Source organism: Bacillus sp. FJAT-27245, from assembly GCF_001273955.1.
In the GTDB taxonomy this organism is placed as follows: Bacteria; Bacillota; Bacilli; order Bacillales; family Cytobacillaceae; genus Bacillus_D.
In genome coordinates, this window is sequence record NZ_LIGI01000001.1 from 1,016,974 (window position 1) to 1,040,259 (window position 23,286).

The 23,286-nt window shown below is 47.9% G+C and carries 31 protein-coding genes and 1 other annotated feature; of the genes, 19 read left to right on the top strand and 12 right to left on the bottom strand.

Going from position 1 to position 23,286, the window contains the following annotated elements; all coding sequences use genetic code 11:
• Nucleotides 1-347 precede the first annotated feature (347 nt).
• Entirely contained in the window at nt 348-644 is a 297-nt protein-coding gene (locus ADU24_RS04950) for a hypothetical protein (protein WP_053365582.1), read from the top strand.
• 50 nt (nt 645-694) lie between these two features.
• Here the strand turns inward: ADU24_RS04950 and ADU24_RS04955 are convergent, their stop codons facing one another.
• The 3 genes from ADU24_RS04955 to ADU24_RS04965 all read right to left on the bottom strand — a co-directional run bounded on the left by ADU24_RS04955 (nt 695) and on the right by ADU24_RS04965 (nt 2,711).
• Nucleotides 695-1,561, bottom strand: coding sequence for a ClpXP adapter SpxH family protein (locus tag ADU24_RS04955; protein WP_053365583.1), 867 nt, complete (start codon nt 1,559-1,561; stop codon nt 695-697).
• Nucleotides 1,558-1,965 carry a globin domain-containing protein gene (locus tag ADU24_RS04960; protein WP_053365584.1) on the bottom strand — a complete coding sequence of 136 codons (408 nt, stop codon included), beginning with the start codon at nt 1,963-1,965 and terminating at the stop codon, nt 1,558-1,560. Before ADU24_RS04960 ends, ADU24_RS04955 begins: the two co-directional genes overlap by 4 nt.
• 146 nt (nt 1,966-2,111) lie before the next feature.
• Entirely contained in the window at nt 2,112-2,711 is a 600-nt protein-coding gene (locus ADU24_RS04965) for a CYTH domain-containing protein (RefSeq protein WP_053365585.1), read from the bottom strand.
• Between the two features lie 122 nt (nt 2,712-2,833).
• Between ADU24_RS04965 and ADU24_RS04970 the strand changes: the two genes are divergently transcribed.
• The 4 genes from ADU24_RS04970 (at nt 2,834) to ADU24_RS04985 (ending at nt 5,956) form a co-directional block, all read left to right on the top strand.
• Nucleotides 2,834-3,193: a hypothetical protein gene (locus ADU24_RS04970; RefSeq protein WP_053365586.1), complete on the top strand. Its 360-nt coding sequence runs from the start codon at nt 2,834-2,836 to the stop codon at nt 3,191-3,193.
• Between the two features lie 163 nt (nt 3,194-3,356).
• On the top strand, nt 3,357-3,992 hold the full coding sequence (locus ADU24_RS04975) for a GTP pyrophosphokinase (protein ID WP_053365587.1): 636 nt from the start codon (nt 3,357-3,359) through the stop codon (nt 3,990-3,992).
• Between the two features lie 42 nt (nt 3,993-4,034).
• Nucleotides 4,035-4,835, top strand: coding sequence for an NAD kinase (locus ADU24_RS04980; RefSeq protein WP_053365588.1), 801 nt, complete (start codon nt 4,035-4,037; stop codon nt 4,833-4,835).
• A gap of 209 nt (nt 4,836-5,044) precedes the next feature.
• Nucleotides 5,045-5,956 carry an RluA family pseudouridine synthase gene (locus tag ADU24_RS04985; RefSeq protein WP_053365589.1) on the top strand — a complete coding sequence of 304 codons (912 nt, stop codon included), beginning with the start codon at nt 5,045-5,047 and terminating at the stop codon, nt 5,954-5,956.
• A gap of 497 nt (nt 5,957-6,453) precedes the next feature.
• Here the strand turns inward: ADU24_RS04985 and prpE are convergent, their stop codons facing one another.
• Nucleotides 6,454-7,194, bottom strand: a complete 741-nt coding sequence (gene prpE, locus ADU24_RS04990; protein ID WP_053365590.1) for a bis(5'-nucleosyl)-tetraphosphatase PrpE — start codon at nt 7,192-7,194, stop codon at nt 6,454-6,456.
• A gap of 287 nt (nt 7,195-7,481) precedes the next feature.
• On the opposite strand from prpE, the gene fabI reads away from it, so the two are divergent.
• Together fabI and ADU24_RS05000 are read left to right on the top strand one after the other, a co-directional pair.
• On the top strand, nt 7,482-8,252 hold the full coding sequence (fabI, locus tag ADU24_RS04995; protein WP_053365591.1) for an enoyl-ACP reductase FabI: 771 nt from the start codon (nt 7,482-7,484) through the stop codon (nt 8,250-8,252).
• Nucleotides 8,253-8,405: 153 nt separating this feature from the next.
• Nucleotides 8,406-9,284, top strand: coding sequence for a hypothetical protein (locus tag ADU24_RS05000; RefSeq protein ID WP_053365592.1), 879 nt, complete (start codon nt 8,406-8,408; stop codon nt 9,282-9,284).
• Between the two features lie 229 nt (nt 9,285-9,513).
• On the opposite strand, the gene ADU24_RS05005 is transcribed toward ADU24_RS05000, so the two are convergent.
• Nucleotides 9,514-10,023, bottom strand: a complete 510-nt coding sequence (locus ADU24_RS05005; protein ID WP_053365593.1) for a CotY/CotZ family spore coat protein — start codon at nt 10,021-10,023, stop codon at nt 9,514-9,516.
• Between the two features lie 143 nt (nt 10,024-10,166).
• Between ADU24_RS05005 and ADU24_RS05010 the strand changes: the two genes are divergently transcribed.
• The 8 genes from ADU24_RS05010 to ADU24_RS05040 all read left to right on the top strand — a co-directional run bounded on the left by ADU24_RS05010 (nt 10,167) and on the right by ADU24_RS05040 (nt 13,928).
• Entirely contained in the window at nt 10,167-10,511 is a 345-nt protein-coding gene (locus tag ADU24_RS05010; RefSeq protein ID WP_053365594.1) for a DUF1360 domain-containing protein, read from the top strand.
• Nucleotides 10,512-10,578: 67 nt separating this feature from the next.
• Nucleotides 10,579-10,704: a hypothetical protein gene (locus tag ADU24_RS23635; RefSeq protein WP_269432217.1), complete on the top strand. Its 126-nt coding sequence runs from the start codon at nt 10,579-10,581 to the stop codon at nt 10,702-10,704.
• 183 nt (nt 10,705-10,887) lie between these two features.
• Nucleotides 10,888-11,358, top strand: coding sequence for a YhcN/YlaJ family sporulation lipoprotein (locus ADU24_RS05020; protein ID WP_082306815.1), 471 nt, complete (start codon nt 10,888-10,890; stop codon nt 11,356-11,358).
• 13 nt (nt 11,359-11,371) lie between these two features.
• Nucleotides 11,372-11,845, top strand: a complete 474-nt coding sequence (spoVAC, locus tag ADU24_RS05025; RefSeq protein ID WP_053365597.1) for a stage V sporulation protein AC — start codon at nt 11,372-11,374, stop codon at nt 11,843-11,845.
• The gene (gene spoVAD, locus ADU24_RS05030) at nt 11,845-12,867 is read left to right on the top strand and encodes a stage V sporulation protein AD (protein WP_053365598.1); all 1,023 of its coding nucleotides are present in this window, start codon (nt 11,845-11,847) and stop codon (nt 12,865-12,867) included. The genes spoVAC and spoVAD overlap by 1 nt, the downstream gene beginning before the upstream one ends.
• A 1-nt stretch (nt 12,868) precedes the next feature.
• Nucleotides 12,869-13,225: a stage V sporulation protein AE gene (gene spoVAE, locus ADU24_RS05035; protein ID WP_053365599.1), complete on the top strand. Its 357-nt coding sequence runs from the start codon at nt 12,869-12,871 to the stop codon at nt 13,223-13,225.
• A gap of 173 nt (nt 13,226-13,398) precedes the next feature.
• On the top strand, nt 13,399-13,536 hold the full coding sequence (locus tag ADU24_RS22490) for a YjcZ family sporulation protein (RefSeq protein ID WP_082306816.1): 138 nt from the start codon (nt 13,399-13,401) through the stop codon (nt 13,534-13,536).
• 137 nt (nt 13,537-13,673) lie between these two features.
• A complete protein-coding gene (locus ADU24_RS05040) occupies nt 13,674-13,928 on the top strand; it encodes a stage VI sporulation protein F (RefSeq protein ID WP_053365600.1) in 255 nt (84 codons plus the stop codon).
• Nucleotides 13,929-14,008: 80 nt separating this feature from the next.
• Here ADU24_RS05040 and ADU24_RS22920 read toward each other — a convergent pair whose 3' ends face one another.
• Entirely contained in the window at nt 14,009-14,161 is a 153-nt protein-coding gene (locus ADU24_RS22920) for a hypothetical protein (RefSeq protein ID WP_156324515.1), read from the bottom strand.
• A gap of 64 nt (nt 14,162-14,225) precedes the next feature.
• Between ADU24_RS22920 and ADU24_RS05045 the strand changes: the two genes are divergently transcribed.
• Nucleotides 14,226-14,756, top strand: coding sequence for a GNAT family N-acetyltransferase (locus tag ADU24_RS05045; RefSeq protein WP_053365601.1), 531 nt, complete (start codon nt 14,226-14,228; stop codon nt 14,754-14,756).
• Between the two features lie 74 nt (nt 14,757-14,830).
• Here the strand turns inward: ADU24_RS05045 and ADU24_RS05050 are convergent, their stop codons facing one another.
• Entirely contained in the window at nt 14,831-17,092 is a 2,262-nt protein-coding gene (locus ADU24_RS05050; protein WP_053365602.1) for an ATP-dependent helicase, read from the bottom strand.
• Nucleotides 17,093-17,239: 147 nt separating this feature from the next.
• Between ADU24_RS05050 and ADU24_RS05055 the strand changes: the two genes are divergently transcribed.
• A complete protein-coding gene (locus ADU24_RS05055) occupies nt 17,240-17,464 on the top strand; it encodes a hypothetical protein (protein WP_053365603.1) in 225 nt (74 codons plus the stop codon).
• 39 nt (nt 17,465-17,503) lie between these two features.
• Here ADU24_RS05055 and ADU24_RS05060 read toward each other — a convergent pair whose 3' ends face one another.
• The 3 genes from ADU24_RS05060 to ADU24_RS05070 form a co-directional block, all read right to left on the bottom strand.
• On the bottom strand, nt 17,504-17,926 hold the full coding sequence (locus ADU24_RS05060) for a GNAT family N-acetyltransferase (RefSeq protein WP_053365604.1): 423 nt from the start codon (nt 17,924-17,926) through the stop codon (nt 17,504-17,506).
• 3 nt (nt 17,927-17,929) lie between these two features.
• Nucleotides 17,930-18,448, bottom strand: a complete 519-nt coding sequence (locus ADU24_RS05065) for a YjcG family protein (protein WP_053365605.1) — start codon at nt 18,446-18,448, stop codon at nt 17,930-17,932.
• A 245-nt stretch (nt 18,449-18,693) separates the two neighbouring features.
• Nucleotides 18,694-19,416: an alpha/beta hydrolase gene (locus tag ADU24_RS05070; protein WP_053365606.1), complete on the bottom strand. Its 723-nt coding sequence runs from the start codon at nt 19,414-19,416 to the stop codon at nt 18,694-18,696.
• Between the two features lie 552 nt (nt 19,417-19,968).
• Nucleotides 19,969-20,240, top strand: a binding site (T-box leader).
• Between the two features lie 55 nt (nt 20,241-20,295).
• Here ADU24_RS05070 and metG point away from each other — a divergent pair.
• On the top strand, nt 20,296-21,930 hold the full coding sequence (gene metG, locus ADU24_RS05075; RefSeq protein ID WP_053365607.1) for a methionine--tRNA ligase: 1,635 nt from the start codon (nt 20,296-20,298) through the stop codon (nt 21,928-21,930).
• A gap of 172 nt (nt 21,931-22,102) precedes the next feature.
• On the opposite strand, the gene ADU24_RS05080 is transcribed toward metG, so the two are convergent.
• Nucleotides 22,103-22,393: a GNAT family N-acetyltransferase gene (locus ADU24_RS05080; RefSeq protein WP_053365608.1), complete on the bottom strand. Its 291-nt coding sequence runs from the start codon at nt 22,391-22,393 to the stop codon at nt 22,103-22,105.
• Between the two features lie 135 nt (nt 22,394-22,528).
• Between ADU24_RS05080 and ADU24_RS05085 the strand changes: the two genes are divergently transcribed.
• The gene (locus ADU24_RS05085; RefSeq protein WP_053365609.1) at nt 22,529-22,981 is read left to right on the top strand and encodes a GNAT family N-acetyltransferase; all 453 of its coding nucleotides are present in this window, start codon (nt 22,529-22,531) and stop codon (nt 22,979-22,981) included.
• Between the two features lie 45 nt (nt 22,982-23,026).
• Here the strand turns inward: ADU24_RS05085 and ADU24_RS05090 are convergent, their stop codons facing one another.
• Nucleotides 23,027-23,242: a hypothetical protein gene (locus ADU24_RS05090; RefSeq protein WP_053365610.1), complete on the bottom strand. Its 216-nt coding sequence runs from the start codon at nt 23,240-23,242 to the stop codon at nt 23,027-23,029.
• Nucleotides 23,243-23,286: the final 44 nt, after the last annotated feature.

Genomic DNA, 23,286 nt, shown 5'->3' on the forward strand with positions numbered 1-23,286 from the left:
GTTGTTCACAACAAACATATACCCCTTTGTTTGAAACCGTGAAAAATTTCTCCCATCCCCTTTGTTCGTTTTTATAGGAAAATGCCCCGCCGGAACGGGGCATTTTTCATTTTCACGGTTAATAATATACACCCCTTTTCCGTCCAGTAAAAACAAATAAAATCGTCCTCAGAATTATTAACAAATCCAACATAACAAAAATGGTATTCTTGAATAATTAAAAGAGAAAAATCTATTGGCAATTGTCGAAATAATTAGCTTGAGTAAATAGACTATAATACATAGAATTAAGATGTATATAGAAACTCTGTATAATTCAACGTTTTTTTCAAAGGGGGAGAAACCAATTGAAAACAAAGCTAAAAAAGATCGGAAAATTAATTGCCGTTACCGTTGCAATATTGTTTTTCCTTTCGTTATTAAGTCCCTATAATCTCCTCCATAAGCTCACAGAAGAAAATATTGTACATGACCAGGGAATTGCCGCTTTGTTAAACATAGAGGAAATCGTAAATGTAAACTACGCAGGAAGCCAGACTTATATCATTACAACATTTGATAGGCAATTTGTGGCTGTAAAGAAATACTATTCATTAATGAACTATAAATGGTATCTATATGAAAAAACAAGAGAATGGGGATAACCCCCCAGCATATAAAAAGCCACTCCGGCAGTTCGGAGTGGCTTAATGGATTAATTGATATATTTCCAAAAAGTCCCGTATTTCGCAGGAATTTGCTCGACTTTTTGCTTTAAGAGAAGTTTTTTCATCTCCCGGTTTACCTGGGGAATGGAAAGGTCATAAACGACCGCGATTTCTTTTGAAGCGACAAGCTGGAAAAATTTCAGGAATGCCTCAAGTGAAGGAGGCGACGATTGCTTAGGTTCCATTGGAAGCATTTCCTGGAGAACCTGGATATACACCTCGTAAGGATAATAGCCTGCGATCTTGATACCTTCTTCTTCCGCGTTCTCGTTGAAAAAAACGAGAGTCGGAATTTCATCGACTTCCATTTCGGCTGTTATTTTCAAATCCTGCTGAAACGCTTTGGCGGCTGTTTCCGAATGAATATCAGTAATGAATTCCTCGACATCAAGTCCGACAGCCCTGGCGCATTCCTTCAGCACTTCAAAATTTGAGATGTTCTTCTTTTCCAAAAAGAGCATTTCCTGCAGGCGCCTCAGAAAGCGCGTTCCCCGTTTCCTGCCCTGAAGTTCGGCGGCCTTAACAGCAATTGAAGCAATGTAGGGGGAGGTGACCGGGTTTTCCTCCCATAGGGTTGCATCGCACGACATCCCCGACCGGCTGGCCGTCTTTTCCCACATTTCGGCGATATTCTCAAACCGCTTCTTTTTTCCCATATTGAGCATCGTCAGCTTGCCGCTTAATACCGGCTTCATCGAAAAATAACGCCCGTATTCAATCTGCAGCTTTTTCATGATCGGCTCAAGGGCCCAGCATTCCGGACAAAGCGGATCGATGAAGATGTAAATTTCAATCGGTTTCTTCTCGGTGCCGTGGCAATGATGCGCAAACAGCCTCTTTTCCTGCTCCATCATTCGTCTTCACCCGTGAAATCGCCGTCGTCCGGCGTATTGACCATATGCTGGGCGGTCAGGTGGAGCCTTGCGAAAAATTCATCCCGCAGAGGCCCTTCAAGACCGACTGTATCCATCGCCTTGCTCATGCAGGAAAGCCAAGCTTTTGCCCGGGAAGGCGTAATCGGGAAGGGAAGATGCCTCGCGCGCATCATCGGGTGGCCGTGCTCCTCTGTGTAAAGGGGAGGACCGCCAAGATATTGGGTAAGAAATTGCTTTTGCTTTTTGGCAATTTCGGAAAAATCATTTGGAAAAAGGGGAGAAAGTTCAGGATGCTGTCCAACCAGTCCATAAAACGCATCGACGAGCCGATGCAATGTATCTTTCCCGAGGGCCTCATAAGGTGTAGGCATTTTCCCGGTCATGTTGACAACTCCTTTAAGTGTATTGGTTTTATTTTAGCAATGCACTATTTATATCTCAAATAAATCGCCTTGTGAAAGGAAATGCCTCCACTCGGTTCGCCTCGTCCATCGTCCCGGATATTTTGCGCAAAAAAGCGCCCGCCATACTAGTAGGGGTTCCCGGCCCGTGCAATCTGAAGCTTCCGCTTGTAAAACCGGTGGATTTTGTTTGGCGTTTCCCGTACAGGAATTTCAAGCCTCTCGAGGAGGGAGCGGAATGCCTTCTGCCCTTCATCAAATTCGTCGGCTTCAAACTCCAGTTCGAAATCCTCGGTATCAAGATAGCTGCTGTGGTCGAGCACAAGCAGGCCGTTATGGTAATGGGCCTCCGCCCTCAAGGTGGCCAGGGTTCCAAAATAAACAAGCTCATTGATTCGAATCCCCATCTTCTCCACTTCGCCGGCGACCCCGCCAAGTGGGAGGGCCCCATTGCCAATTGCAGTTTCTGCATCTTCCGCGGATATTCTCTGGTCCGTTTCGAGCAGGCCGACTCCCTGTGGCTGTTTCAGCGTCAGCACATAGTTTCCTCCCTTTTCACGGATGCGGAGGGCGGCTCCTTTTTCCTTCAGGGAAAACAATGGTGTATCAAAATAATGGTTCACCTGGCGCCGGAATATGTCCGGGCCGAGGGCGAACTCCTTTGCAATCCGCTCAAACTCTTCTCTTTTTAAAAGGTTCTTAAATTCAATTTCAAGGTTTTGTTCCAATGGTGCACCAACTTCCGTTTTCTAATGAATCCATTATCCTTTGTTTTGTTTTGCGTTGCAATTTTTGGGGGAAAAGGCCCTCATATGCTAAAATAGGTAAGTGAATGCGGGAGGTTGATTCAATGAAAAAGAAACTGCTTGTAACCGGCTCGGCCATACAGGACGGCCAGCTTATTTTAACAACAGAGGAACCGGTTGGCGGTCTGGAGCCTAAAGGCCAGATGCTTGTCGACTCTGATAATCTTTCTTTTGTGTACTTGATGGAAAAGGAAGAGGAATATACATATGTACTGTTGCCCGATTTTGTGTGGGCGGATTTAAAGAAGGGGCTGGATGAAAGCTTGCCTGTGTATTTGGTGGCTGATGGAGGAAAAGTAGAGCTGACCGGTTTCCATGGTGAACTTGAATACCTCGCCGAGAATATTAAAGGCAACGGAAACTATGGGGAAACCATGGTTTCCAAGGTGGAAAGCATTTTTTAAAAAAGACACTAAATTACGAATTGTTTAGCTGCTACTGCCAGTCCCAGAATCGTTTTTCGGTGCGAATGCCGAAAAGCGCCATCGGTTCCCGTTCCAAAAGGGCAATGCCGGGGCTGGAACGAGCACTTACGCTTTTCCAATTGGCCGGGGGTGTACAAATACAATGAAGAATTGGGATCAATTTCTCGCACCGTACAGACAGGCGGTCGAAGAATTGAAAGTGAAATTAAAAGGGATGAGGGGCCAGTTTGAACTGGATTCAAGCCCTTCCCCGATTGAATTTGTAACAGGAAGGGTTAAGCCGATTCCAAGTATTTTGGACAAAGCCCAGCACAAAGGAATTCCGCTCGACAGGCTTGAGGAAGAAATGCAGGATATCGCCGGGCTTAGGCTAATGTGCCAGTTTGTCGATGATATAAGGAAAGTCGTCAAGCTGCTGAGGAACCGGAATGATTTTGAAATCGTGGAAGAGCGCGATTACATATCGCATAAAAAGACAAGCGGCTACCGGTCGTACCATGTTGTGATCCGCTATCCTGTCCAGACAATTCACGGGGAAAAGAACATCCTCGCCGAAATCCAGATCAGGACGCTGGCTATGAATTTCTGGGCAACGATTGAACACTCGCTTAACTATAAATATAAGGGACAGTTTCCGGAAGCCATCAAAACACGCCTGCAGCGCGCGGCTGAAGCAGCGTTCCGCCTGGATGAGGAAATGTCGACTATCCGGCATGAAATCCAGGAGGCGCAGGCCTTTTTTACAAGAAAGAAGGAAACGAACCAGGATCGGGAGTAACTCAAAATGAATGGCATGAGGAACATGGGAGGAGTGCGGCCTATGAAATTTTCGATTACAACCAAAGGCGACCAAAAATCGAATACGCTGATGCATAAGATGAGGACGTATCTTCTGGATTTTGATCTCGTTTATGATGAAGACCGTCCGGATATAGTTATTTCGATAGGCGGTGACGGAACGCTGCTGTATGCGTTTCACCGTTACAGCAGCCGCCTGGACAAAACTGCGTTCGTAGGCGTCCATACAGGGCACCTCGGGTTTTATGCGGACTGGGTGCCGGAGGAAATTGAGAAATTGGTCATCGCGATTGCGAAAACGCCATACCAGGTGATTGAATACCCGCTCCTTGAAGTGATCATCCGTTACCAGCATGCTGGGAAGGAATCACGTTACCTGGCGCTTAACGAATCGACTGTGAAGGGGCTTGAGGGAACTCTCGTCATGGATGTCGATATCCGCGGCCAGCACTTCGAGCGCTTCCGCGGCGACGGGCTGTGTGTTTCGACTCCTTCCGGGAGCACCGCGTACAATAAGGCGCTTGGAGGGGCAATCATCCATCCGTCCATCGAGGCCATCCAGCTTGCTGAAATGGCATCGATCAACAACCGGGTATTCAGGACAGTCGGTTCTCCGCTCATCCTACCTTCCCATCATACATGTATGCTAAGGCCGGTCAACCGGACTGATTTCCAGGTGACGATCGACCATTTGACAATGCTCCATAAGGAAGTGAAGTCAATCCAGTTCCGGGTGCCGGACGAGAAGGTCAGGTTTGCGCGGTTCAGGCCATTTCCGTTCTGGAAAAGGGTCCATGATTCCTTTATCTCGGATTCGGATTGATTGGGTGGCGTATTGCGCTCATTTTGTGAGGGAAGCGCGTTGAGCTGATAAATTGCTTTGGTTTCGCAGCTGGCAAGTTGAATAGTAGGCCTTTCAGTCATTCCGGTTAAGTTTCCACCGCCAAAAAGGGATTCGGAATGACTGTACATAAGTGAGAATTGGACTAAAGAAAAATGAGGTTTTGCACATGGCTTCAATGAGGTATCACCATGGTGGCTTCTAGCCGTTTTACATTACAGTGGAAAGCCGGCGCTTCCGATTCCGGCAAATTGCTGCGGGAGTTTCTGAAGGAAAAGGAAATCAGCTCGACTGCGCTGACCGATATTAAATTTAAAGGCGGGAGCATTGAGGCGAATGGCCGTGATGTAACCGTGCGCTATTGCTTATCGGAAGGGGACCTTGTCTCGGTCGCTTTCCCCCCGGAGGAACCATCGGAAGGGATAAGAGCGGAGGGCATCCCGCTTGTTATTGTCTATGAGGATGACTATTTGATTGTCCTCAACAAACCTGCGGCTATGAGCACCATCCCTTCACGTGAGCATCCATCCGGCAGCCTGGCGAACGGACTGGTCGGTTACTATGAAAAAATCGGCCTCAGGGCAACTGCCCATATTGTCACCCGCCTTGACCGCGATACATCGGGGCTTGTACTGGTCGCAAAGCACCGCCATGTCCACCATCTGTTAAGCAAACAGCAAAAATCTTGCGAGGTAAAGCGTGAATACGAGGCGTTTGCTGAAGGGGAGTTCAAGGAGCAATCGGGAACGATTGAACAGCCTATTGGCAGAAAATCGGACAGCATCATTGAGCGGGAAGTGCGCCCGGATGGACAGTATGCCTGTACACGATATCAGGTGATGGGGGAGTGCGGACGGTTGTTTTCCCGTGTCAGGCTCCGCCTTGAAACAGGAAGGACCCATCAAATCCGCGTCCACCTAGCGTACATCGGCCATCCTTTGCTCGGCGATGACTTGTACGGTGGGGATGTTGCCCTTATTCGGCGCCAGGCTCTCCATTGCCGATGGATCAGCTTTTACCATCCATTCCTTTTGAAGGAAATGTCTTTCGAGGCGCCGCTCCCCGGAGATATGGCGGCCCTTTTGAAGGAACATTGTTTTTGATAAGGTGACGTGGGAAACTCATCAAGACCGTTTCCAGTAGGATTGCCGAGGGAAACGGTCTTTAGACCGCGCATCAAGACCGTTTCGGGTAGGATTGCCGAGGGAAACGGTCTTTAGAACCCACATCAAGACCGTTTTGGGTAGGATTGCCGAGGGAAACGGTCTTTAGAACCTACGTCAAGACTGTTTCGGGTAGGATTACCGATGTAAACGGTCTTTAGAACCCACGTCAAGACCGTTTCGGGTAGGATTACCGATGTAAACGGTCTTTAGAACCCACATCAAGACCGTTTCGGGTAGGATTGCCGAGGGAAACGGTCTTTAGAACCCACTCCAGACCGTTTCGAGCAGGATCTACCGAGGGAAACGGTCTTTAAATCCTCAATGAAAATACTTTTAACCTTCCACATGCTTTGAAAGTGTCTTTCTAACCCCGATGAAGACACATTCAGACCTTCATATGTTTCGAAACCGTATGCATAACCCGATGAACCCTCTTACGGAAACTTCCGAAATTTTTCCTCCAAATACGGCATTGATGAAGGAACGGAAACGAGTTCTATTTCCGGATAACGAAGAGCGGTCAGTTTACCGCCAAAGACGGCGCCTGTGTCGATATTATAGGTGTTATTCACAACTCTTGGCTCCTTAACAGGCGTGTGTCCATACACAATGATTGGCTTCCCTGGATGCTGCAGAGCCCAATCCCTTCTGACAGGGGTGCCGTCCGGGTTCGTCTTGCCTGTTATGTCACCATAGAGGACAAAGGTTTTTACCTTTGAAGAATATTCGCCAATATAATCCTTCCTAATGCCGGCGTGCGCAATGGCAAGTGCGCCGCCATCATGAATCTGATAGAGGGGGGCCCGCTCATAAAGCTGTATGAATCGTTCTTTTACTAGAAGCTGTCCTGACTGATCGAGTGCTTCATATTCCGCGACTGTCGTTTCAAGGCCATGCGAAATTTGCACCTTATTTCCAATAAAATATCTGTATAGCTTATTGCAATGATTACCCGGAGAATAAAAGGCGAGGTTCCATTTGACGACGAGCTCCCAGACAACATGGATTGTCCTTAACGAGCCAGGCCCACGGTCAGTCAAATCGCCAAGGAAGGCAAGCCTCCTGCCAGCAGGGTGAATGGGTATGCCCTTTTCCCAATCGTAGCCAAGTTCTTTTGTGAGGTTTTCAAATTCGCTAAAGCATCCGTGGATATCGCCAATAATATCAAGTTTCATTCCAGTCCTCCGAAATAAGCGAAATTTCAAAAATAATAAGATCAAGGGAAAGAGCTCATGGAAAACCCGCCAAAATGCACCTTTCCTCCCTTTATACCATGCTCTTAACTAGTTTAGCTGACTTTGTCTTATTAATCCGTAAATGGGCAAAATAAGGACGCTGGGTTTTGCACTGCAGGAATAGTGTATATGACACTTGTCATGTACAATGCTTTTCTTTTAAAATGAAATAGTGTACAATTAGTACCAACTACTAATAACTTGTATTAAACAGGGGGATCTCACTTATGAGCTTTTCTTTAAAAGGTAAAACATTTGTTGTCATGGGAGTTGCAAATAAACGTAGCATTGCCTGGGGGATTGCAAGGTCACTCCACACAGCGGGCGCGCGCCTTATTTTTACATACGCGGGCGAGCGTTTGGGGGATTCGGTCCGTGAACTGGCGGCCTCACTTGAAGCGGAAGACACCATCGTCCTTCCATGCGATATTTCATCAGATGAAGAAATTAAGGAGTGTTTCTCCAAGATTAAAGAAGCAGCCGGCACCATTCATGGCGTCGCCCACTGCATTGCGTTTGCGAATAAAGAGGAACTAAGCGGCGAATACATGAATACGACCCGTGAAGGTTTCCTTCTCGCCCACAACATCTCCTCCTATTCACTGACCGCGGTCGCGAAAGAAGCACGCGGCTTAATGACTGAAGGAGGCAGCATCGTCACGATGACGTATCTTGGCGGCGAGCGCGCAATCCCGAATTACAACGTTATGGGCGTTGCGAAAGCTTCCCTTGACGCGAGCGTCCGTTACCTGGCTGCTGACCTGGGCAAGGATAACATCCGCGTTAACTCAATCTCTGCCGGACCGATCCGTACGCTATCCGCAAAGGGCGTCAGCGATTTCAACGACATTCTTAAGGTTATCGAAGAAAAAGCACCACTCCGCCGCGCGACGACGACCGAGGAAGTTGGGGATACAGCGGTATTCCTTTTCAGCGACATGTCCCGCGGTATTACAGGCGAAAACATCCACGTTGATTCCGGATACCACATTCTTTAATTACACAGTAATCCCGTTTTCTGAGGAAGGCGGGATTTTCTTTGCCAAATTTCCCTGCAATGCAGACTGGGCTTTACATTCTTAACCACTTCTCCCACACATGCATACTAATAGTAAATAAAGATTGCTTTTAAAGTGAAATGAGGGATGAGGATGGATAAACAAAAAAATGCCCCGAAACCAACGCTCTATATTGTTAATCCTGAAGTGAGCAATGGTCCGCCAATGCAGGATTACTTCATTTGGCGAAAGAAGAAGGAGAAACCGCAAACCGGGGGCAACAGTGAATTTTTTCAAGAAAAAGAGATGCGGGAAAGTAGCCCGGAAAACCGGATGGATGGTTCAGTGAATGCCACAATGGAAACCGAGGCGTTAGGTGGCCCGGGCCTTTCAAAAGAAGTCGAACCAATCTCGGATAGCTATGCAGAAGTAACCGAACCAATCTCCGGTAACCATGCCGACGTAACCAAAACGGTTGCCGAAAGCCTGGCAATAGAAACGGAAGCATTTGTGGAAGTTGATATCTTCAGTAAAACTCCAACGGACTCGCATGCAGCGTCTCTTGATGATTTGGAGGATTTAGCCGAAGCCGCTGAGGGCTCAACTCCGATTGAAGCAAACGCGGGAGAAGTCCAGCATGAGCCGATAGCCAAAAAAGAGGAGCAACCGATGAATCAACGCAATGCTGCCAAGCAGTCGGCACTCGTTCAACACTTCATGCAGCAATTGAAAGAAAAAATTATTCCGCCGGCTAACCCGAACGGCTCAACATTCGGTGAACTAGAGGACTCCTCCAAAGAACATGCTGACCTTCCGGAACCAAATGAGAATACCGAGAAAATATGGCGCATGGTCACGACACTTGCCAGGTACCCGAAATTCCTTGATCCGCCCCTTGTCACTGCGGTCGTGAACGGCGTACCGCTCACATTCCAAATTGACAGCAAACGGGGAGACAAACTCCGGATCAAAATTGAAAACGAAATGAAAATCATTAAAATCAAGGATATCTCGGAAATAAAAATCCTATAAAGATGCAATAAAGGAACTCTCTGGCGACAGGAAGTTCCTTTTGTTTTTATGAGAAGAAACTAAAAATGGGGATTCATTCTTTTGGTAAAAATACATTGCCGGCTGCATATGTATGAAACGAGGCACCGAAATACAAAAGGGGTCGCCAATCTTTCCGAAACCCACACCCACGATAAAAGAAGCACAAAAAAAGACTGTTTCAGGTTTAATGAAACAGTCTGCCAGTTCATCAGAGCAAGTTTTGTGGGAATATGCAGGAAACGCCGCAGAAGCAATTAAGGTCGACAGTGATGCATACGCCGGAGCGAACAAGGGCTGTTGCCTCATTGAGGTTATTTACACAGGCAAACCCGGTAGATTCGCACAGTGTGAAATCCGGATTTTGGCTTCCGCCACGCCTGATGCCTAGAATTTCCAGAGTGGCGCAGCATGTTTCCGGATCCACATCCACTACCCGGAACACGCAGCCGCAAACAACTTCAAACGGGGTTGTCGGAGTTTGTGTATCCCTTCTTACGCCAGTTGCCTGGAACGGCGCACATGTACTTTTGCAAATCAGAATGACCGGTATAGTATCGTTACCCGTCGCAGTAGTACCGCCGACCAGCTCCTGGATTGCCCTGCTGCAGCCAAATGTACACTCATCCGTAATTGGGTTTATCTTATCCTGGGCTTCCACGATTGCGAGCAAAGTATCACATACGCAGTTGCTCGTGAAGAATTCTGAACCACAACTCATGGATTCTCCTCCTTTTAGGTGAATAGTATTTGCATTATCAGACTATGTTTGGAAAGAGAAGGTGGGATGGGCAAACCGCCCATTTTTAGTTATTTTCATCAAAGATACAAGCCTACTTTTTTAAAAAGACAGGAGTGGCGCAAATGGAAAATTTCCCAATCGGGCTTTTGGCACTCATCGGCCTCGCATCCTTCAGGCTGACCCGCGTAATCGTTTATGACAAAATTACTGAATTTATCCGCGCTCCCTTCCATGAAGAACGAATTGAAGATGGGGAAGTATACATTGTCCCTAAAGGAAAGGGAATCCGAAAATGGATCGGTGAACTGATCAGCTGCTACTGGTGCACAGGCGTCTGGGTAAGTGCGGGGCTCCTCGCCGCATATGCCTATTTTCCGAAAATCGGCATCCCCGCCATCCTCCTATTCGCTGTAGCCGCAATCGCCAGCATCATTGAAACAATAATCGGGCGGCTCCTGGGCGACTGAAGTGAACATGCTCCTTCCCGGCACCATATACTAAAGGGCAGGGAATCAGATAGAAAGGAGCATGGGAATGGAGAAGAAACAGAAACGTCCCGTATACAAACCCAAGGCCCAGCCTGGCGCAAAGCCCGAAACCCCCAAGAAGAAAAAAGGCTGCGGCTGCGGCGGATCCAAGAAACGCAATTATTATGATTAAAAGCTGCCTTTCGAGGGACAGCTTTTTTGTTTTGTTTTTTTTGAAAAAGGGGCCCATACGGCAGGCCGGCGCCCCAAGCCCATACACAACGCATAGCGGATACAAATTCAACACAAAAGGCATAAAAACACAATCCTTGCGAAAAATAAACATCAAATGGATTCAGGCAGGGAGGGTTGTATTTTGAGAAAAACGTTAGCAGTGGCTACAATAATGCTCGCGATGCTCGCGGGAACCGCTTGCCAGGGCAGGGATGACACAAGCAGCACGAGGCTTGCCCTTATGAAAACCACCAATCCCGAGCCTGTACGAACCCAAGACAGCAACACGGATGCATCGGAGCAGGACGTCAAAAAGGATGTCGCCTCCATGCCGGAACTTTATGATGTTGCGGTTATAAAAGGGAAAAAGGATATCCTGGTAGCCTACAAGGTTAAACACATGTACCGCTTCAGGATGAAGGCGATCGAGTCAAAGCTGACAAAAAAGCTGGAGAAAAAATACCCGGACGCCAATTTCACTGTTTCCAGCGATTATAAAATATTCCTCGAAGCCTCAAGGTTAAGGGATGGGATAAAGCGCGGAAAATTGTCCGGAAAAAAAGCGGAGGACCGCCTTCAGCAAATTATTTCATTGCAGCAGGAGAAAACATAAGGAGGCTAGGACGATGGGCGGCTCAAATCAAAAAACTGCCGAGCAGGAAAAATATGAACAACTTCAAAAGAAACATGAACTGAAGCGGCCAGTGGCAAAAAATTGCCTAAGGGCTTTTTGGGTAGGCGGGGCAATCTGCCTTGTAGGGCAGGCCATCAGCTACTTTTACATTTATTTTTTTAATTTTACCGAACAGACAGCGGGAAATCCGACAGTCGCGACGATGGTTTTTTTATCGATGCTTCTGACCGGCTTCGGCGTTTACGACCATCTAGGGCAATATGGGGGCGCAGGGAGCGGGGTTCCGGTTACAGGCTTCGGAAACGCGGTCATATCGGCCGCAATCGAGCACAGGACAGAGGGATTTGTTCTTGGGGTTGGCGGGAATATGTTCAAGCTTGCCGGATCGGTCATTCTTTTTGGGGTGTTTTCAGCGTTTGTCGTTGCCCTTATTAAAACTTTGCTGGTTATGTGGGGGGTCATTTAATGCTAAAGGGCAGCCAGACATGGATTTTCGACAACCGGCCGGAAATCCTGTCCACCGGCGTAACCGTCGGCCCCCTTGAGGCGGCCGGCAATCTTGCGGACGATTTTGACGTCCTTCACGATGATTTGTGGATGGGGGAGGACACGTATGAGAAAGCGCACAGGCTCCTCATTGATAAAGCAGTCGATGCGGCCCTGAAGAAGGGGGGCGTAACGGGGAAGGAAGTCCAATTTTTTTTGGCGGGKGATTTGATCAACCAGATTACCCCTACAAGCTTCGCTGCCAGAAAGGCGCAAATTCCCTATTTTGGTTTGTTTGGTGCCTGTTCAACATCAATGGAAGGACTGGCTTTATCAGCATTTATCCTAAATAACGGGGGCGCGCGTTACATCCTGACAGGTGCATCGAGCCACAATGCCGCTGTCGAAAAGCAGTTCAGGTATCCGACCGAGTATGGCGGGCAGAAGCCGCCGACGGCTCAGTGGACCGCAACAGGCGCCGGGGTGGCACTTTTGCAGACAAACAGCGGGTCAGGGACGCTTCCCTACATAACGTCGGCGACAATTGGCAAAGTAATCGACATGGGGCTATCCGACCCGTTCAATATGGGTGGAGCGATGGCACCCGCAGCAGCTGATACAATTTCGGCCCATTTCAGCGATACCGGCCTCGATCCATCGTATTACGATTTAATTGTGACGGGCGACCTTGCAAAGGTAGGCAGCAGCGTCGCTTATGAGCTTCTTAATAATAAAGGCCTAAAAATTCGGCAAGACCAGTTCCGAGATTGCGGGATGATGCTTTTCAAAGACAGCCAGCCCGTCCAGGCGGGCGCAAGCGGTGCCGGGTGCTCTGCCATTGTCCTTTATGGGCATTTGCTGAATGAACTGAAAAAAGGGACGTACCGGCGCATCCTTGTTGTGGCAACCGGAGCGCTTCTGTCCCCGCTCACGTTCCAGCAGGGTGAAAGCATTCCTTGTATCGCTCATGCGGTCTCAATTGAAATGGACGGGAGGCAATAAAATGCTGGCAATGTTTTTTTGGGCGTTCGTCACCGGCGGGCTGATATGCGTGGTTGGCCAGCTCCTCCTTGATGTCGGCAAGCTGACTCCGGGCCATATGCTGAGCCTGCTCGTCGTTATTGGGGCCATTCTCGATGGCCTTGGCCTTTATGAGCCGCTCATGGATTTCGCCGGGGCGGGAGCAACTGTACCGATCACAAGCTTCGGCAACTCGCTCGTCCACGGCGCGCTCCAGGAAGCCGAACAGCACGGGCTTGTCGGCGTTTTGACCGGGATGTTCGAAGTAACGAGCTCGGGTATTTCGGCGGCAATCATTTTCGGCTTCATCGGGGCGCTAATCTTTAAGCCAAAGGGATGACGCTTCAATGCCTGTGATTTATCAGGATTCACCAAACTATGCCCTTCACCCTGTGGGTGATGAGTATAAAATTTTTTCAAAATGAATCACAAAGCGGATGGGATGAGGCCTATACACTTTGTCTGCACTTCACATACTGTAGTAGTGAAAGTAGAAAAGTGAGGTGACTATCTATGTGCTTCGGATTCGGTGGCTGCGGATACGGCTATGGCGGTTATGGCTACGGCGGCGGCTATGGTTATGGTTCCACATTTGTTTTGATTGTGGTGTTGTTCATCCTGTTGATTATTGTAGGCGCCAGCCTCTACTAATACAGGAATAAAGCCCTGCCGGACATCCAGCAGGGCTTTTATTTCCGCGTTTCTTTATTATGGGGAACACTTTCCTATCACATTATCGCGCGGCCTTCATACTATAAAGTAGCCTATGAAGGAGCGTGACGACAGACATGGATAACGGCTTTTTCAAGAACATTGAAAAAAAGACCGGTGTCAATATGAAGGATATCTTTGATCTTGCCGCGTCTTTGCAAAATGCGAATTTTAAAGATGAACAGACCGTACGGGGCGTCATTCAGCGGGTGTCCCAGATTGCGCGGAAACCAGTTGCTAAGGACATGGAGGATAAAATTGTCCAGTCCATTATCAATGATGGAAAATCGCTTGATTTTAACACGATCGCGAATATGCTGAACAAAAAATAATAAAAGTCCGGCCGTTTCACCATTTGGCCGGACTTTTATTCTTGTTAGGATGAGGTTTGCCACGCCAGTCTTTTAGGACGCTATTCAGTCCTCGCTTCAGCTTGGTTTTCCTTTTCATAGGCAATGACTACAAGATTTTTATTGGCCTGGCCGCTCAGGGACTTTTCAAAGGATTTGATTTCGTTAACCAATTGTTCGGACAAATCCGCGGCAGAATAAGTTTTTTCTTCCATCACATTCACCTCTCCCTTATCATTGGCAGTACAGGAGCCGAATATTCAAGGGAGGGGAGTGGGGATGGACATTGCCATTAGGCGGCCAAACAGCGCCGATGCCGAAGAACTGCACCGTTTTTTTCGGACAGTCATTTCGGATACATACATGAGGGAAGGCATTGGAGATCTTGTGGACGATATGAAAGATGAGATCCAAACAAAAGAAGCTTACCTTCGAAAAGACTTATCGAGCGATGGAGGGCAACGGTACTTTTTAATCGCGGAGACGGGGGGAAGGATCGTCGGCACCATTGAATTTGGTCCAGCCAGCAGCCTCATCCGGGAATGCACGGATGGCCAGTTAAGTGGCCTGCTGGAGGTCGGGACTGTCTTCGTCCATCCTGAATTCCAGAAGCAGGGGATTGGCAATCTGCTGTTGGCGTCGATATTTGGGGTGCTTAAGAGTCGGGGGATTGGGGGTTGCTGCCTTGACAGCGGATACCGGAACGCCCAGCAAATCTGGAAGAAGAAGTTTGGCGAACCCGATTTCGTATTAAAGGATTATTGGGGCGAAGGGTTTGACCATATGATTTGGAAGGTCGAAATCCGGTAAACTCCGGGCAAACATAAGACAGGGCACTCTGCCAAAATCGGCGGGGTGCCCTGTTTTTTTATAGAAAAATACCATTAACGCTTTAAATCCTTCCTCACTGGGGTGAGGAACCTCGTCGGATTGGCTGCCCGGTTGCGGCGCATTGACGGGACGGAAATGTACAGCCGTTGCATTGCCCTTGTGATCGCGACATAAAAGAGCCGGCGTTCCTCCTCGAGTGGGGCCGAGTCCCCGCTCCGCAGGCTTTCAAGCGCATAATCATGCGGCAGGCTGCCATCGACAGCACCGAGGATATAAACGGTCTTGTATTCGAGGCCTTTCGCGCGGTGAATTGTACTAAGGGTAATGGCGGTTGTAAAATGCTTGCTGAGATTCTTGATTTCTTTGTTCATCGCTGCCATGTGCGAAGCATGCTCAAGGAGCGCCGGAATAGAATCGAATGGCTTCGCTGCAACCTTTAGATCCTTTACATCATCCGAGCCTTTCTCAAGCTTATTCCCCTCACTGCCGCGCTTCTTCAAATAATCCAGAAATCCAAGCTCTTTTTCGATTTTCTCTATCGCGGCATACGGTGCCAGGCACCTCATCGACTTTAGTGCCTCGACAGCTGACTTCAGCTTTTTCTGCTGGAAGGCATGGGCGGTTTTTACTTTGCCGAGTGCCTCGAGGGCGGTGCAGTCGTCAAGGATTGTGGCGGCTTTTATATCCGAAAGGACTTCCTGTTTTAAAAATAATGCCGGAAGGATGGAGGAGACGGCCTGGATGTCATCCTCGTCAACAGCTAGCTTCAGGAATCCTAGGACCGTTTTCACCGTCCGGCGCTCGTAAAATGATTCGGCATCCTGTTCGATTCTAAAGGGGAGATTCGACGAGGCAAGCCGTTCGAAAACCGCCCTTGAGCCGGCATGGGTCCGGTAAAGGATGGCGAAGTCTCCTGGATCGGCGCCAGCCGCGATCTTTTCCTGGATGTCGGTCACGACCATTGTCGCCTCTTCCTCTTCGTCATACGGAAAAAACACAACCGGGGGAATGCCTGCTATCGATTGCGCGGCCATTTCCTTCCTGCGCCTTTTTTTGTTAAATGAAATAATCCGGTTCGCGGCAGCGACAATTTCTGTTGTGGACCGGTAATTCTGGCTTAACAAAACAAGCTGGGCATTTGGAAAATCATGCTCAAAATTCAGCAGGAACTCCGGCGAACTGCCGCGGAATGAATAAATCGTCTGGTCGTCATCTCCGACGGCGCAGACATTTTTTGTTTTTGCCGACAGCATTTTGATCAATTCATACTGGACCTTGTTAATATCCTGGAATTCGTCGATAAGGAAATAACGGAACCGGTCCTGGTACATTTCAAGAGTGTCCGGAGAAGAACGGAACAGATCGTGGCAGCCGGTCAGCATATCGTCAAAGTCAAACAGGCCCTGCCGTTGTTTATATGCTTCATAACGCTCATAGAGGAGGAGCGCGGTTTCCTCCCATTCGGAGTCCGGCCTGACATCCGGGGGAGACAGGAGTGAATTTTTCCAAAAACCGATCTGCTGGAGGGAAAGGTCAAATGGAAACTCCTTTTCGGACAAACCGAGCTCCCTGGCCGCATCCTTGATGATCCGTTCGCGCTGCCACTCTTTTTTCAACAGCTTGTCCCCATTCCATTTGTCGTGGTCCGCATGCATCAGAATCCGGTAGAAAATGCTGTGGAACGTCCCGGACACAAGCTTTGAAAGAAGCTGGCTTTTCATATTCGGATAGCGGAGAAGACGGGACTTCATTTCCTGGGCGGCCTTAGTTGTAAACGTGACAAGCATAATTTCAGATGGGGCAATGCCGCGCACATCAATCATGTAAGCCGTCCTTGCCGTGAGCACGCGCGTTTTGCCGCTTCCGGCACCGGCAAGGACAAGGATTGGACCTTCTGTTTCTGTCACGGCCGCTGCCTGGTTGCCGTCGAGCGTAAACCCTTCCGCCTCCAGCAGTTTCAAATAATCGTGCGGGTCTTCCGGTACAGGTAGCACAGCGGTGGCTGCCCCTCCCTGAATCGCAAGCTCCTGGGCCGCCTGGAAGGATTCACCGACCGGTTTGGCTGTAGGGACGCGGAAGCCTCCGATTTCACGTGTTTCCCGGATTGTATCTGCCGCATCGGGGCACTTTTTATTAGAATCATAAAGATGGAAAAAATGAGGTTCCTGGTCAATCCCCAAATAAAGGCGGACTGGCTCAAGGCAGGCGGGGCATGACAGTTCCCCATTCCGGCCTGCCAAATAAATCTTTTGAAACCGCTCGCGGCTCAATGTATGTAAATGGATTGTTCCGTTTTGAAAAATTGCTGATTTCATTTTACTATCCCCATATCTAACAGTGATAACACGAACTCTATGATAACAGACATTCAGTGTCCCCGGAAGTTTCGATTGTCACGTTTTTTTATAAACAGCTTTCGGTTGATGGTTTAAAGAGTTCGAGTATCGGGTAAAGGAGAGTCGATGCAGATTATGATGAAACGAGGCGCGGCAATGAAAAATACCGTCGTATACAGCCTGGTCATGCTGATGGGCACGGCAATCGCCAGTATTTTGCTTGAATATTACAGATTGGGCTCCCTGTTGGGATTTCTGTTCATCGCTGCATCCGTCTCGGCCGGCCTTAAGTTTTCGGCGGTAAACCAGGATTTCGGAGCGGAAGAGATTACAGGTGACTCATACTTATAAAAAAGCTCTTGCCAATTATTCCGGCAAGAGCTTTTCTGCTTATATGGATTTCACCATTGTCTTGTGCGGGATTCCCGCATCCAGGAATTCATCCGAAACAACTTCGTAACCAAGTCCTGCATAGAAGGGAATCGCGTGGACCTGGGCATTCAGTTTCAGCTTTTTTGCTCCCTGCTCCTTCGCGTATTCCTCGATTTTGTTCATGATTGCCTTGCCGGCGCCGGTGCCACGGCTTTCTCTCAGGACGCAGATACGTTCCACCTTCCCGTATCCATCGACAAAGCGGTATCGGCCCGCGCCCTGCGCCTCCGTCCCATTATAAAGGACAAAATGGGCGCAATCATCCTCGTATTGGTCAATTTCTTCTTCCTCCGGCACTTGCTGCTCGTCAACAAATACCGTTCTTCTGACAGAAAAGGCGTCTTGTATTTCTCTCTCGGTTGTGGCTAAAACGACATCCATAAATTACTCGGCTTCCTTCCCAAGTCGGAATGTTTCATAAACCGTCCACTGGCCATTTTCCAGCTGATAGAGGAAGTGGAAGCGGTCGATTTCTTCTTCATGTTCGATTCCTTGCATCTTGAGTGTCCCGTATACGTCGAAATGTTCGTCGTTGGACAGCTTCTGGCCAATCGTAATATGAGGGACGAATTTGTAATCTTGGCCAGGGGTGTTTATGATGTCATTCAACTCTTTATGAAGGGCTGTAATCTCCTCATTTGGTTCGACCTTCAGGTAGATCACATTGTTTACAGGATGAAAGGAGCTAATCTTGGATGTCCTTAATTTGAAAGGTTCGTGTTTTTCTGCTGCATCACGCAGCTTTTTTGCAATTGTCTCAGCTTCTTCTTCAGATGTGTCAAACGCGTTGACAAGCGTAAGGTGCGGGGCGATCAGGGCATAATGTGGATCATACCGTTTTCGGTAAGAATTCACCCAGTCCTGAAGCTGTTTTGATGGGAAAAGCGCAACTCCGAATCTCATACGACCTACCTCCAAGATTCCAAATTTGCTGTATGTGATTATACAGCTTATGGTTTTTATCCTTCTGAATATTATAGCAAATTTGTTTTCTAAAATATATTGTTGTCAAGGAAAATAGAAAAAATAGATAAAAAGTCTGTCGAATTAAGGGATATAAGTACTGTTTTAAATTTTAAAATAAGGAAAAAGCTTTATTGGTAAAAGGAATTTAATACCAACGGGCTTACCTAGCCCTGATGGAGGTTCTAAAATAATGCTTTCAGTGCGCCGCGCAGATCGGGCTGCCAATGGGTCCAGGCATGTCCGCCTTCAAATTCCCGGTACTGATAGCTGATCGGCATTTTTGCAAATAGGGAGCTCAGTTCCCTGTTTGGCGAGAGGAAATCCACGATTTTCCCATTTGTGAGCTCAGCCGCATCCTCTTTGTTCCCAACTGAATGGTACACATGAAGTGGTGGATTCGCATTGTATTTTTTTACGGCGTCCAGAATGGCATCATTGACAAAAGGGGACTGTGCCAGCACTTTCCCGAAAGTATGCGGATACGTAAGCGCCGCATGCAGCGAAACAGTCGCGGCCAGCGAATCTCCGGCAAGCGCGCGGGTCGACCCCATCTGGTATGTCGGGTATTCCCTGTCAAGCCACGGAACGAGTTCGTGGGCGAGGAAACGGATGTACGCTTCATGCTTTTCTCCATCAGGATGATACTTGCTCCGTCGGTCGTCCGTGTCCTTATATGGGATACCAACAATAATCACATTTTCAATTTCCTTTTTTTCTAAAAGTTCATCGGCAAGCGTTCCGATCCGGCCTAGCCTAAAGTAATCGTGTCCATCCTGGGCGACCATGATGGAATATTTATAAAGAGGCGAGAAAGTTGCGGGCAGGTGGACCAATAATTCGACTGCCTCACCCAAGGCAACGCTTTCAAATTGTACTTCCTGGATAGTTCCACGCGGGTATTCCATTGCAGTTCCTCCGGCTCATAAGATATTCAAAAAGAGTTTATCATAACAGGGGCGGAAAAGCTTTTCGGAAGAGAAACGGAGAGGTTGTTAAATGAAGTAATTGTCAAAATTGTGAAAGGTTAGGGAATCTGCGGAGCAAGGGGACGCATCGGTGAATAATTTCCGGATAAAAGGGGAAAATTTCCGGATAAACAAGGAAAATCTCCGGGAATCGATAGTAGACTGCTAGCATAATGATAGCAGAGGCTTTGAATGCTTTACTAACGAGACAATAGTCTCTTTTCTTGTAAATGAAAAGAAGAAAGAGGTTGATTTTACAAAATTGCCGGAAGCCGACTGCGGGAAGGAGACTTTTAAAAGGGAAGAATGAAGACCGGCTTATCCGGGCGCGGCCCAGTCATCAAGAGGGAGGAGAAGTGCTCTATCAATAAAGCATAGAGAAATGGAAGCGGTATGTGAAAATTAAAAACGGAATGATAAAGTATAGAAAATCAACTCTATAGTTATTGCATAAAATTGCCAGCCGAATTATAATAAATCCAACCTAACTGAATACAGGCGTTGAAGAGGAAAAGTAGAATGATGTGATTTTTCACAGAGAGCTTCGGGTGCTGAAAAGAAGCAAAAATACCCATTTGAACAATGGCCTCGGAGCCCCGTACCGAAAGCGTGGAAATTGCGCAAGTAGGCTGCGGCGAGTGCGGGCCCTCGTTATCAAAGCCACGGTATAAGAGCAGTCTGGCTGCTCCGTACTTGCAGAGACTGGCTGTGCGAGCAGCCGGTGAATTAAGGTGGAACCACGAGACTGTAGCCTCGTCCTTATCTATTTTTTAGATGAGGGCGGGGCTTTTTTGTTTTTAAAATAAGGAGGAGATTGGAATGGCAGTTTTTATTGGTGGGGCGTGGCCGTATGCGAACGGTTCGCTGCATCTTGGGCACATCGCGAGCCTGCTCCCAGGCGATATTCTGGCTCGTTATTACCGGCAGAAAGGGGAAAAGGTGCTCTATGTTTCAGGGAGTGACTGCAACGGGACGCCAATTACGATAAGGGCGAAACAGGAAGGGATAACTCCCGACGTGGTGGCTGACCGCTATCACAAAGAGTTTGAGGAAACGTTTAAGAAACTTGGCTTTTCATACGATTGCTACACGCGGACGGACTCACGGCACCACCACGAAACCGTCCAGCAAATTTTTCTGAAGCTTTTGGAGAAAGGCCATATTTATAAAAAAGAAATCGAGCAAACGTACTGCGAAACGTGTGCACAGTTTCTTCCCGACCGATATGTTGAGGGAAATTGCCCTCACTGCGGGCAGCATTCCCGCGGCGACCAGTGCGACCATTGCTCAGCAATACTTGATCCGCTCGATTTGCTGGATCGGAAATGCAAACTGTGCGGCAGCCCGCCGTCTGTCAGGAGCACCGAACACTTTTATTTTTCCCTGTCGGATTTCCAGAAGCGAATCGGCAAATATGTGGCTGAGGCGAAAAATTCGTCGGCCTGGCGGGAAAATGCCATTCAGTTAAGTGAGCGGTATTTGAAAGAGGGACTACAGGATAGGGCGGTATCAAGGGATATGGACAGGGGCATCAGCATTCCTGTGAAGGGTTACGAGGCGAAGAAGATTTATGTTTGGATTGAAGCTGTGTCCGGCTATTACTCAGCGGGGAAACTGTGGGCGGAGCAAACGGGTGCCGACGATTCGGAGTTTTGGAACGAAGGGACGAAGGCGTACTATGTGCACGGGAAGGACAACATTCCGTTCCACAGTATTATCTGGCCCGCAATCCTCATGGGTGCGGGAACTCCGTCCTTGCCGACCCATATTGTTTCGAATGAGTACCTCACTCTTGAAAAAAGAAAGATTTCGACTGGCCGAAACTGGGCCGTATGGCTTCCGGATATTTCGAAGGACTACGATCCGGATTCGATCCGTTATTTTCTCACCATTAACGCTCCGGAAAGCCGGGATACGGATTTCTCGTGGCGGGAGTTCATCTACAGCCACAATTCCGAGCTGCTTGGCGGATATGGAAATCTTGTGAACCGGACACTGAAGTTTATTGAAAAATATTATGGCGGAGAGGTGCCTGAGGCAAAGCTGGACTCTCGGATAGAGAAGGAGATTAATCTTATTTACCAGTCAGTGGGGCGGCATATTGAAGGAGGCCATTTTAAGAAGCCGCTGGAGGAAATCTTCGCGCTTGTAAGGCTTGCGAATAAATACTTCGATGACCAAAAGCCTTGGAAGCAGGTAGTGGAAGACCAGGCTGGGTGCCACAGGACGCTGTTTAATTGTGTAGTTGTGGTTGCGAATCTGGCGAGGCTCCTAGCGCCATTCCTACCTTATTCAAGCGGGAAGCTGAATGCGATGCTGGGGATTGAGGAGGCTACCTGGGAACCCGTTTTGAATTTTTCCGGGGGGATAGAAAGGGTGGAACCCCTATTTGAAAGGATAGACATAAAGAAGATAGATGAAGAGGTTGAGAAATTAAAGGGACGGGCGAAGTAGGGGAGATTGGATGAGTTTGTGGATATACGGATATAGTAGGCAAACCGAACTTCCGGATAAACCAGAAAAACTTCCGGATAAACAAGGAAAATCTCCGGGAATCGATAGCAAAGTGCTATCAATGAGCTAGCTATCCCCCCAAAAAAGGTGGCTGAGTGATTCAGCCACCTTCCTATTCGGCAAGAACTTCCCGGTACTCCTCTTTCCTTTCAAGAACTCTTTTCGCAAAGGAACATGCGGGTATAATCAGCTTCTGCTCCTCCTTCGCATAATCCCCGATCCGGTAAACTAGCTTTTTGCCAAGCCCGCGGCCATTCTGGTCCTCATCGACGAGTGTGTGGGTGACGGTGATGATTTCTTTGCCATCCTTGCCGGTGCCGCTTGGGACATATTGAATCCGGCCGATTACTTTGCCATTTTCCTCAATATAAAATTCATTGTTGCCGTGTTTAATTTCCGCCATCTAATCAGCTCCCATCCAGTTCAATCATCCTACTCATCATTTTCCCCAAAAAGAAGCGATTAATCGATAAGGTGAAAAAATTGATTATTCATGTACAATAGATGGTAAAAAATGTTGCGGGGGAAGTGCAAGAAAATGAGAATCAGAAAGTTGGAACGCAGGGAGCGGCCGCCGATGGAATTATTGCTGTTGGCGGACCCGTCGGAGGAGCTTGTAAAAGAGTATGTTAGCAAAGGGAATTGCTTTGTCGCGGAAGCGGAAGGTGAAACGATTGGTGCGTATGTACTTCTGAAGGCAGGAGCAGGGACTGTCGAGTTGAAAAACATTGCTGTCGCCGAACATTTGCATAGCAGGGGAATTGGGAAGGCGCTCGTCCTCGATGCCATTCGTACGGCAAAATCGCTGGGTTTTAAAAGTATTGAAGTCGGGACTGGAAATTCGAGCATTGGGCAGCTGGCGCTTTATCAAAAATGTGGCTTCCGCATCGAGCGAGTTGTCAGGGATCATTTTGTTGAAAATTACAAGGAAGAAATTTTTGAAAACGGTATCCGCTGCATGGATATGATCCGCCTGTCCCAAACGCTTTAAAAAGAAAAGAACCATTCATGCAAAACGGTTCTTTTTCCATATATATTAACTTACACGCTTTGGCTTGTCTGGCCTTGCCGAGAGGATGTTTTCTAGCTTGAACGTGCGCATTTTGTTCCGGAGCAGGCAAAACGCATAGACATCGTTTCCCTTTACGCTGCGGATAATCATTTTGCGCTGGGAAATTTCATTTTTCCTGGACAAATAAATCACTTCAAGAGGCATGTTTTCTTCCATTGAACGGTGTAGCATTCCATTCATCTCAACACCTTCTTTCTATTCTTATTATACACGAACATCTGTTC

Excerpts from the sequence above, each read along its gene's own strand:
- ADU24_RS05065 (WP_053365605.1), bottom strand. The coding sequence starts at position 18,448 with ATGAGATTCGGAGTTGCGCTTTTCCCATCAAAACAGCTTCAGGACTGG.
- ADU24_RS05050 (WP_053365602.1), bottom strand. The coding sequence starts at position 17,092 with ATGAAATCAGCAATTTTTCAAAACGGAACAATCCATTTACATACATTG.
- ADU24_RS04955 (WP_053365583.1), bottom strand. The coding sequence starts at position 1,561 with ATGATGGAGCAGGAAAAGAGGCTGTTTGCGCATCATTGCCACGGCACC.
- ADU24_RS05060 (WP_053365604.1), bottom strand. The coding sequence starts at position 17,926 with ATGGATGTCGTTTTAGCCACAACCGAGAGAGAAATACAAGACGCCTTT.
- spoVAE (WP_053365599.1), top strand. The coding sequence starts at position 12,869 with ATGCTGGCAATGTTTTTTTGGGCGTTCGTCACCGGCGGGCTGATATGC.
- ADU24_RS04975 (WP_053365587.1), top strand. The coding sequence starts at position 3,357 with ATGAAGAATTGGGATCAATTTCTCGCACCGTACAGACAGGCGGTCGAA.
- ADU24_RS05000 (WP_053365592.1), top strand. The coding sequence starts at position 8,406 with ATGGATAAACAAAAAAATGCCCCGAAACCAACGCTCTATATTGTTAAT.
- ADU24_RS05010 (WP_053365594.1), top strand. The coding sequence starts at position 10,167 with ATGGAAAATTTCCCAATCGGGCTTTTGGCACTCATCGGCCTCGCATCC.
- ADU24_RS05080 (WP_053365608.1), bottom strand. The coding sequence starts at position 22,393 with ATGGCGGAAATTAAACACGGCAACAATGAATTTTATATTGAGGAAAAT.
- ADU24_RS05055 (WP_053365603.1), top strand. The coding sequence starts at position 17,240 with ATGCAGATTATGATGAAACGAGGCGCGGCAATGAAAAATACCGTCGTA.
- ADU24_RS05045 (WP_053365601.1), top strand. The coding sequence starts at position 14,226 with ATGGACATTGCCATTAGGCGGCCAAACAGCGCCGATGCCGAAGAACTG.
- ADU24_RS04985 (WP_053365589.1), top strand. The coding sequence starts at position 5,045 with ATGGTGGCTTCTAGCCGTTTTACATTACAGTGGAAAGCCGGCGCTTCC.
- metG (WP_053365607.1), top strand. The coding sequence starts at position 20,296 with ATGGCAGTTTTTATTGGTGGGGCGTGGCCGTATGCGAACGGTTCGCTG.
- ADU24_RS05040 (WP_053365600.1), top strand. The coding sequence starts at position 13,674 with ATGGATAACGGCTTTTTCAAGAACATTGAAAAAAAGACCGGTGTCAAT.
- prpE (WP_053365590.1), bottom strand. The coding sequence starts at position 7,194 with ATGAAACTTGATATTATTGGCGATATCCACGGATGCTTTAGCGAATTT.
- ADU24_RS22920 (WP_156324515.1), bottom strand. The coding sequence starts at position 14,161 with ATGGAAGAAAAAACTTATTCTGCCGCGGATTTGTCCGAACAATTGGTT.
- spoVAC (WP_053365597.1), top strand. The coding sequence starts at position 11,372 with ATGGGCGGCTCAAATCAAAAAACTGCCGAGCAGGAAAAATATGAACAA.
- ADU24_RS04980 (WP_053365588.1), top strand. The coding sequence starts at position 4,035 with ATGAAATTTTCGATTACAACCAAAGGCGACCAAAAATCGAATACGCTG.
- ADU24_RS05005 (WP_053365593.1), bottom strand. The coding sequence starts at position 10,023 with ATGAGTTGTGGTTCAGAATTCTTCACGAGCAACTGCGTATGTGATACT.
- ADU24_RS23635 (WP_269432217.1), top strand. The coding sequence starts at position 10,579 with ATGGAGAAGAAACAGAAACGTCCCGTATACAAACCCAAGGCCCAGCCT.
- ADU24_RS05085 (WP_053365609.1), top strand. The coding sequence starts at position 22,529 with ATGAGAATCAGAAAGTTGGAACGCAGGGAGCGGCCGCCGATGGAATTA.
- ADU24_RS05090 (WP_053365610.1), bottom strand. The coding sequence starts at position 23,242 with ATGAATGGAATGCTACACCGTTCAATGGAAGAAAACATGCCTCTTGAA.
- ADU24_RS22490 (WP_082306816.1), top strand. The coding sequence starts at position 13,399 with ATGTGCTTCGGATTCGGTGGCTGCGGATACGGCTATGGCGGTTATGGC.
- ADU24_RS04960 (WP_053365584.1), bottom strand. The coding sequence starts at position 1,965 with ATGACCGGGAAAATGCCTACACCTTATGAGGCCCTCGGGAAAGATACA.
- ADU24_RS05070 (WP_053365606.1), bottom strand. The coding sequence starts at position 19,416 with ATGGAATACCCGCGTGGAACTATCCAGGAAGTACAATTTGAAAGCGTT.
- ADU24_RS04970 (WP_053365586.1), top strand. The coding sequence starts at position 2,834 with ATGAAAAAGAAACTGCTTGTAACCGGCTCGGCCATACAGGACGGCCAG.
- fabI (WP_053365591.1), top strand. The coding sequence starts at position 7,482 with ATGAGCTTTTCTTTAAAAGGTAAAACATTTGTTGTCATGGGAGTTGCA.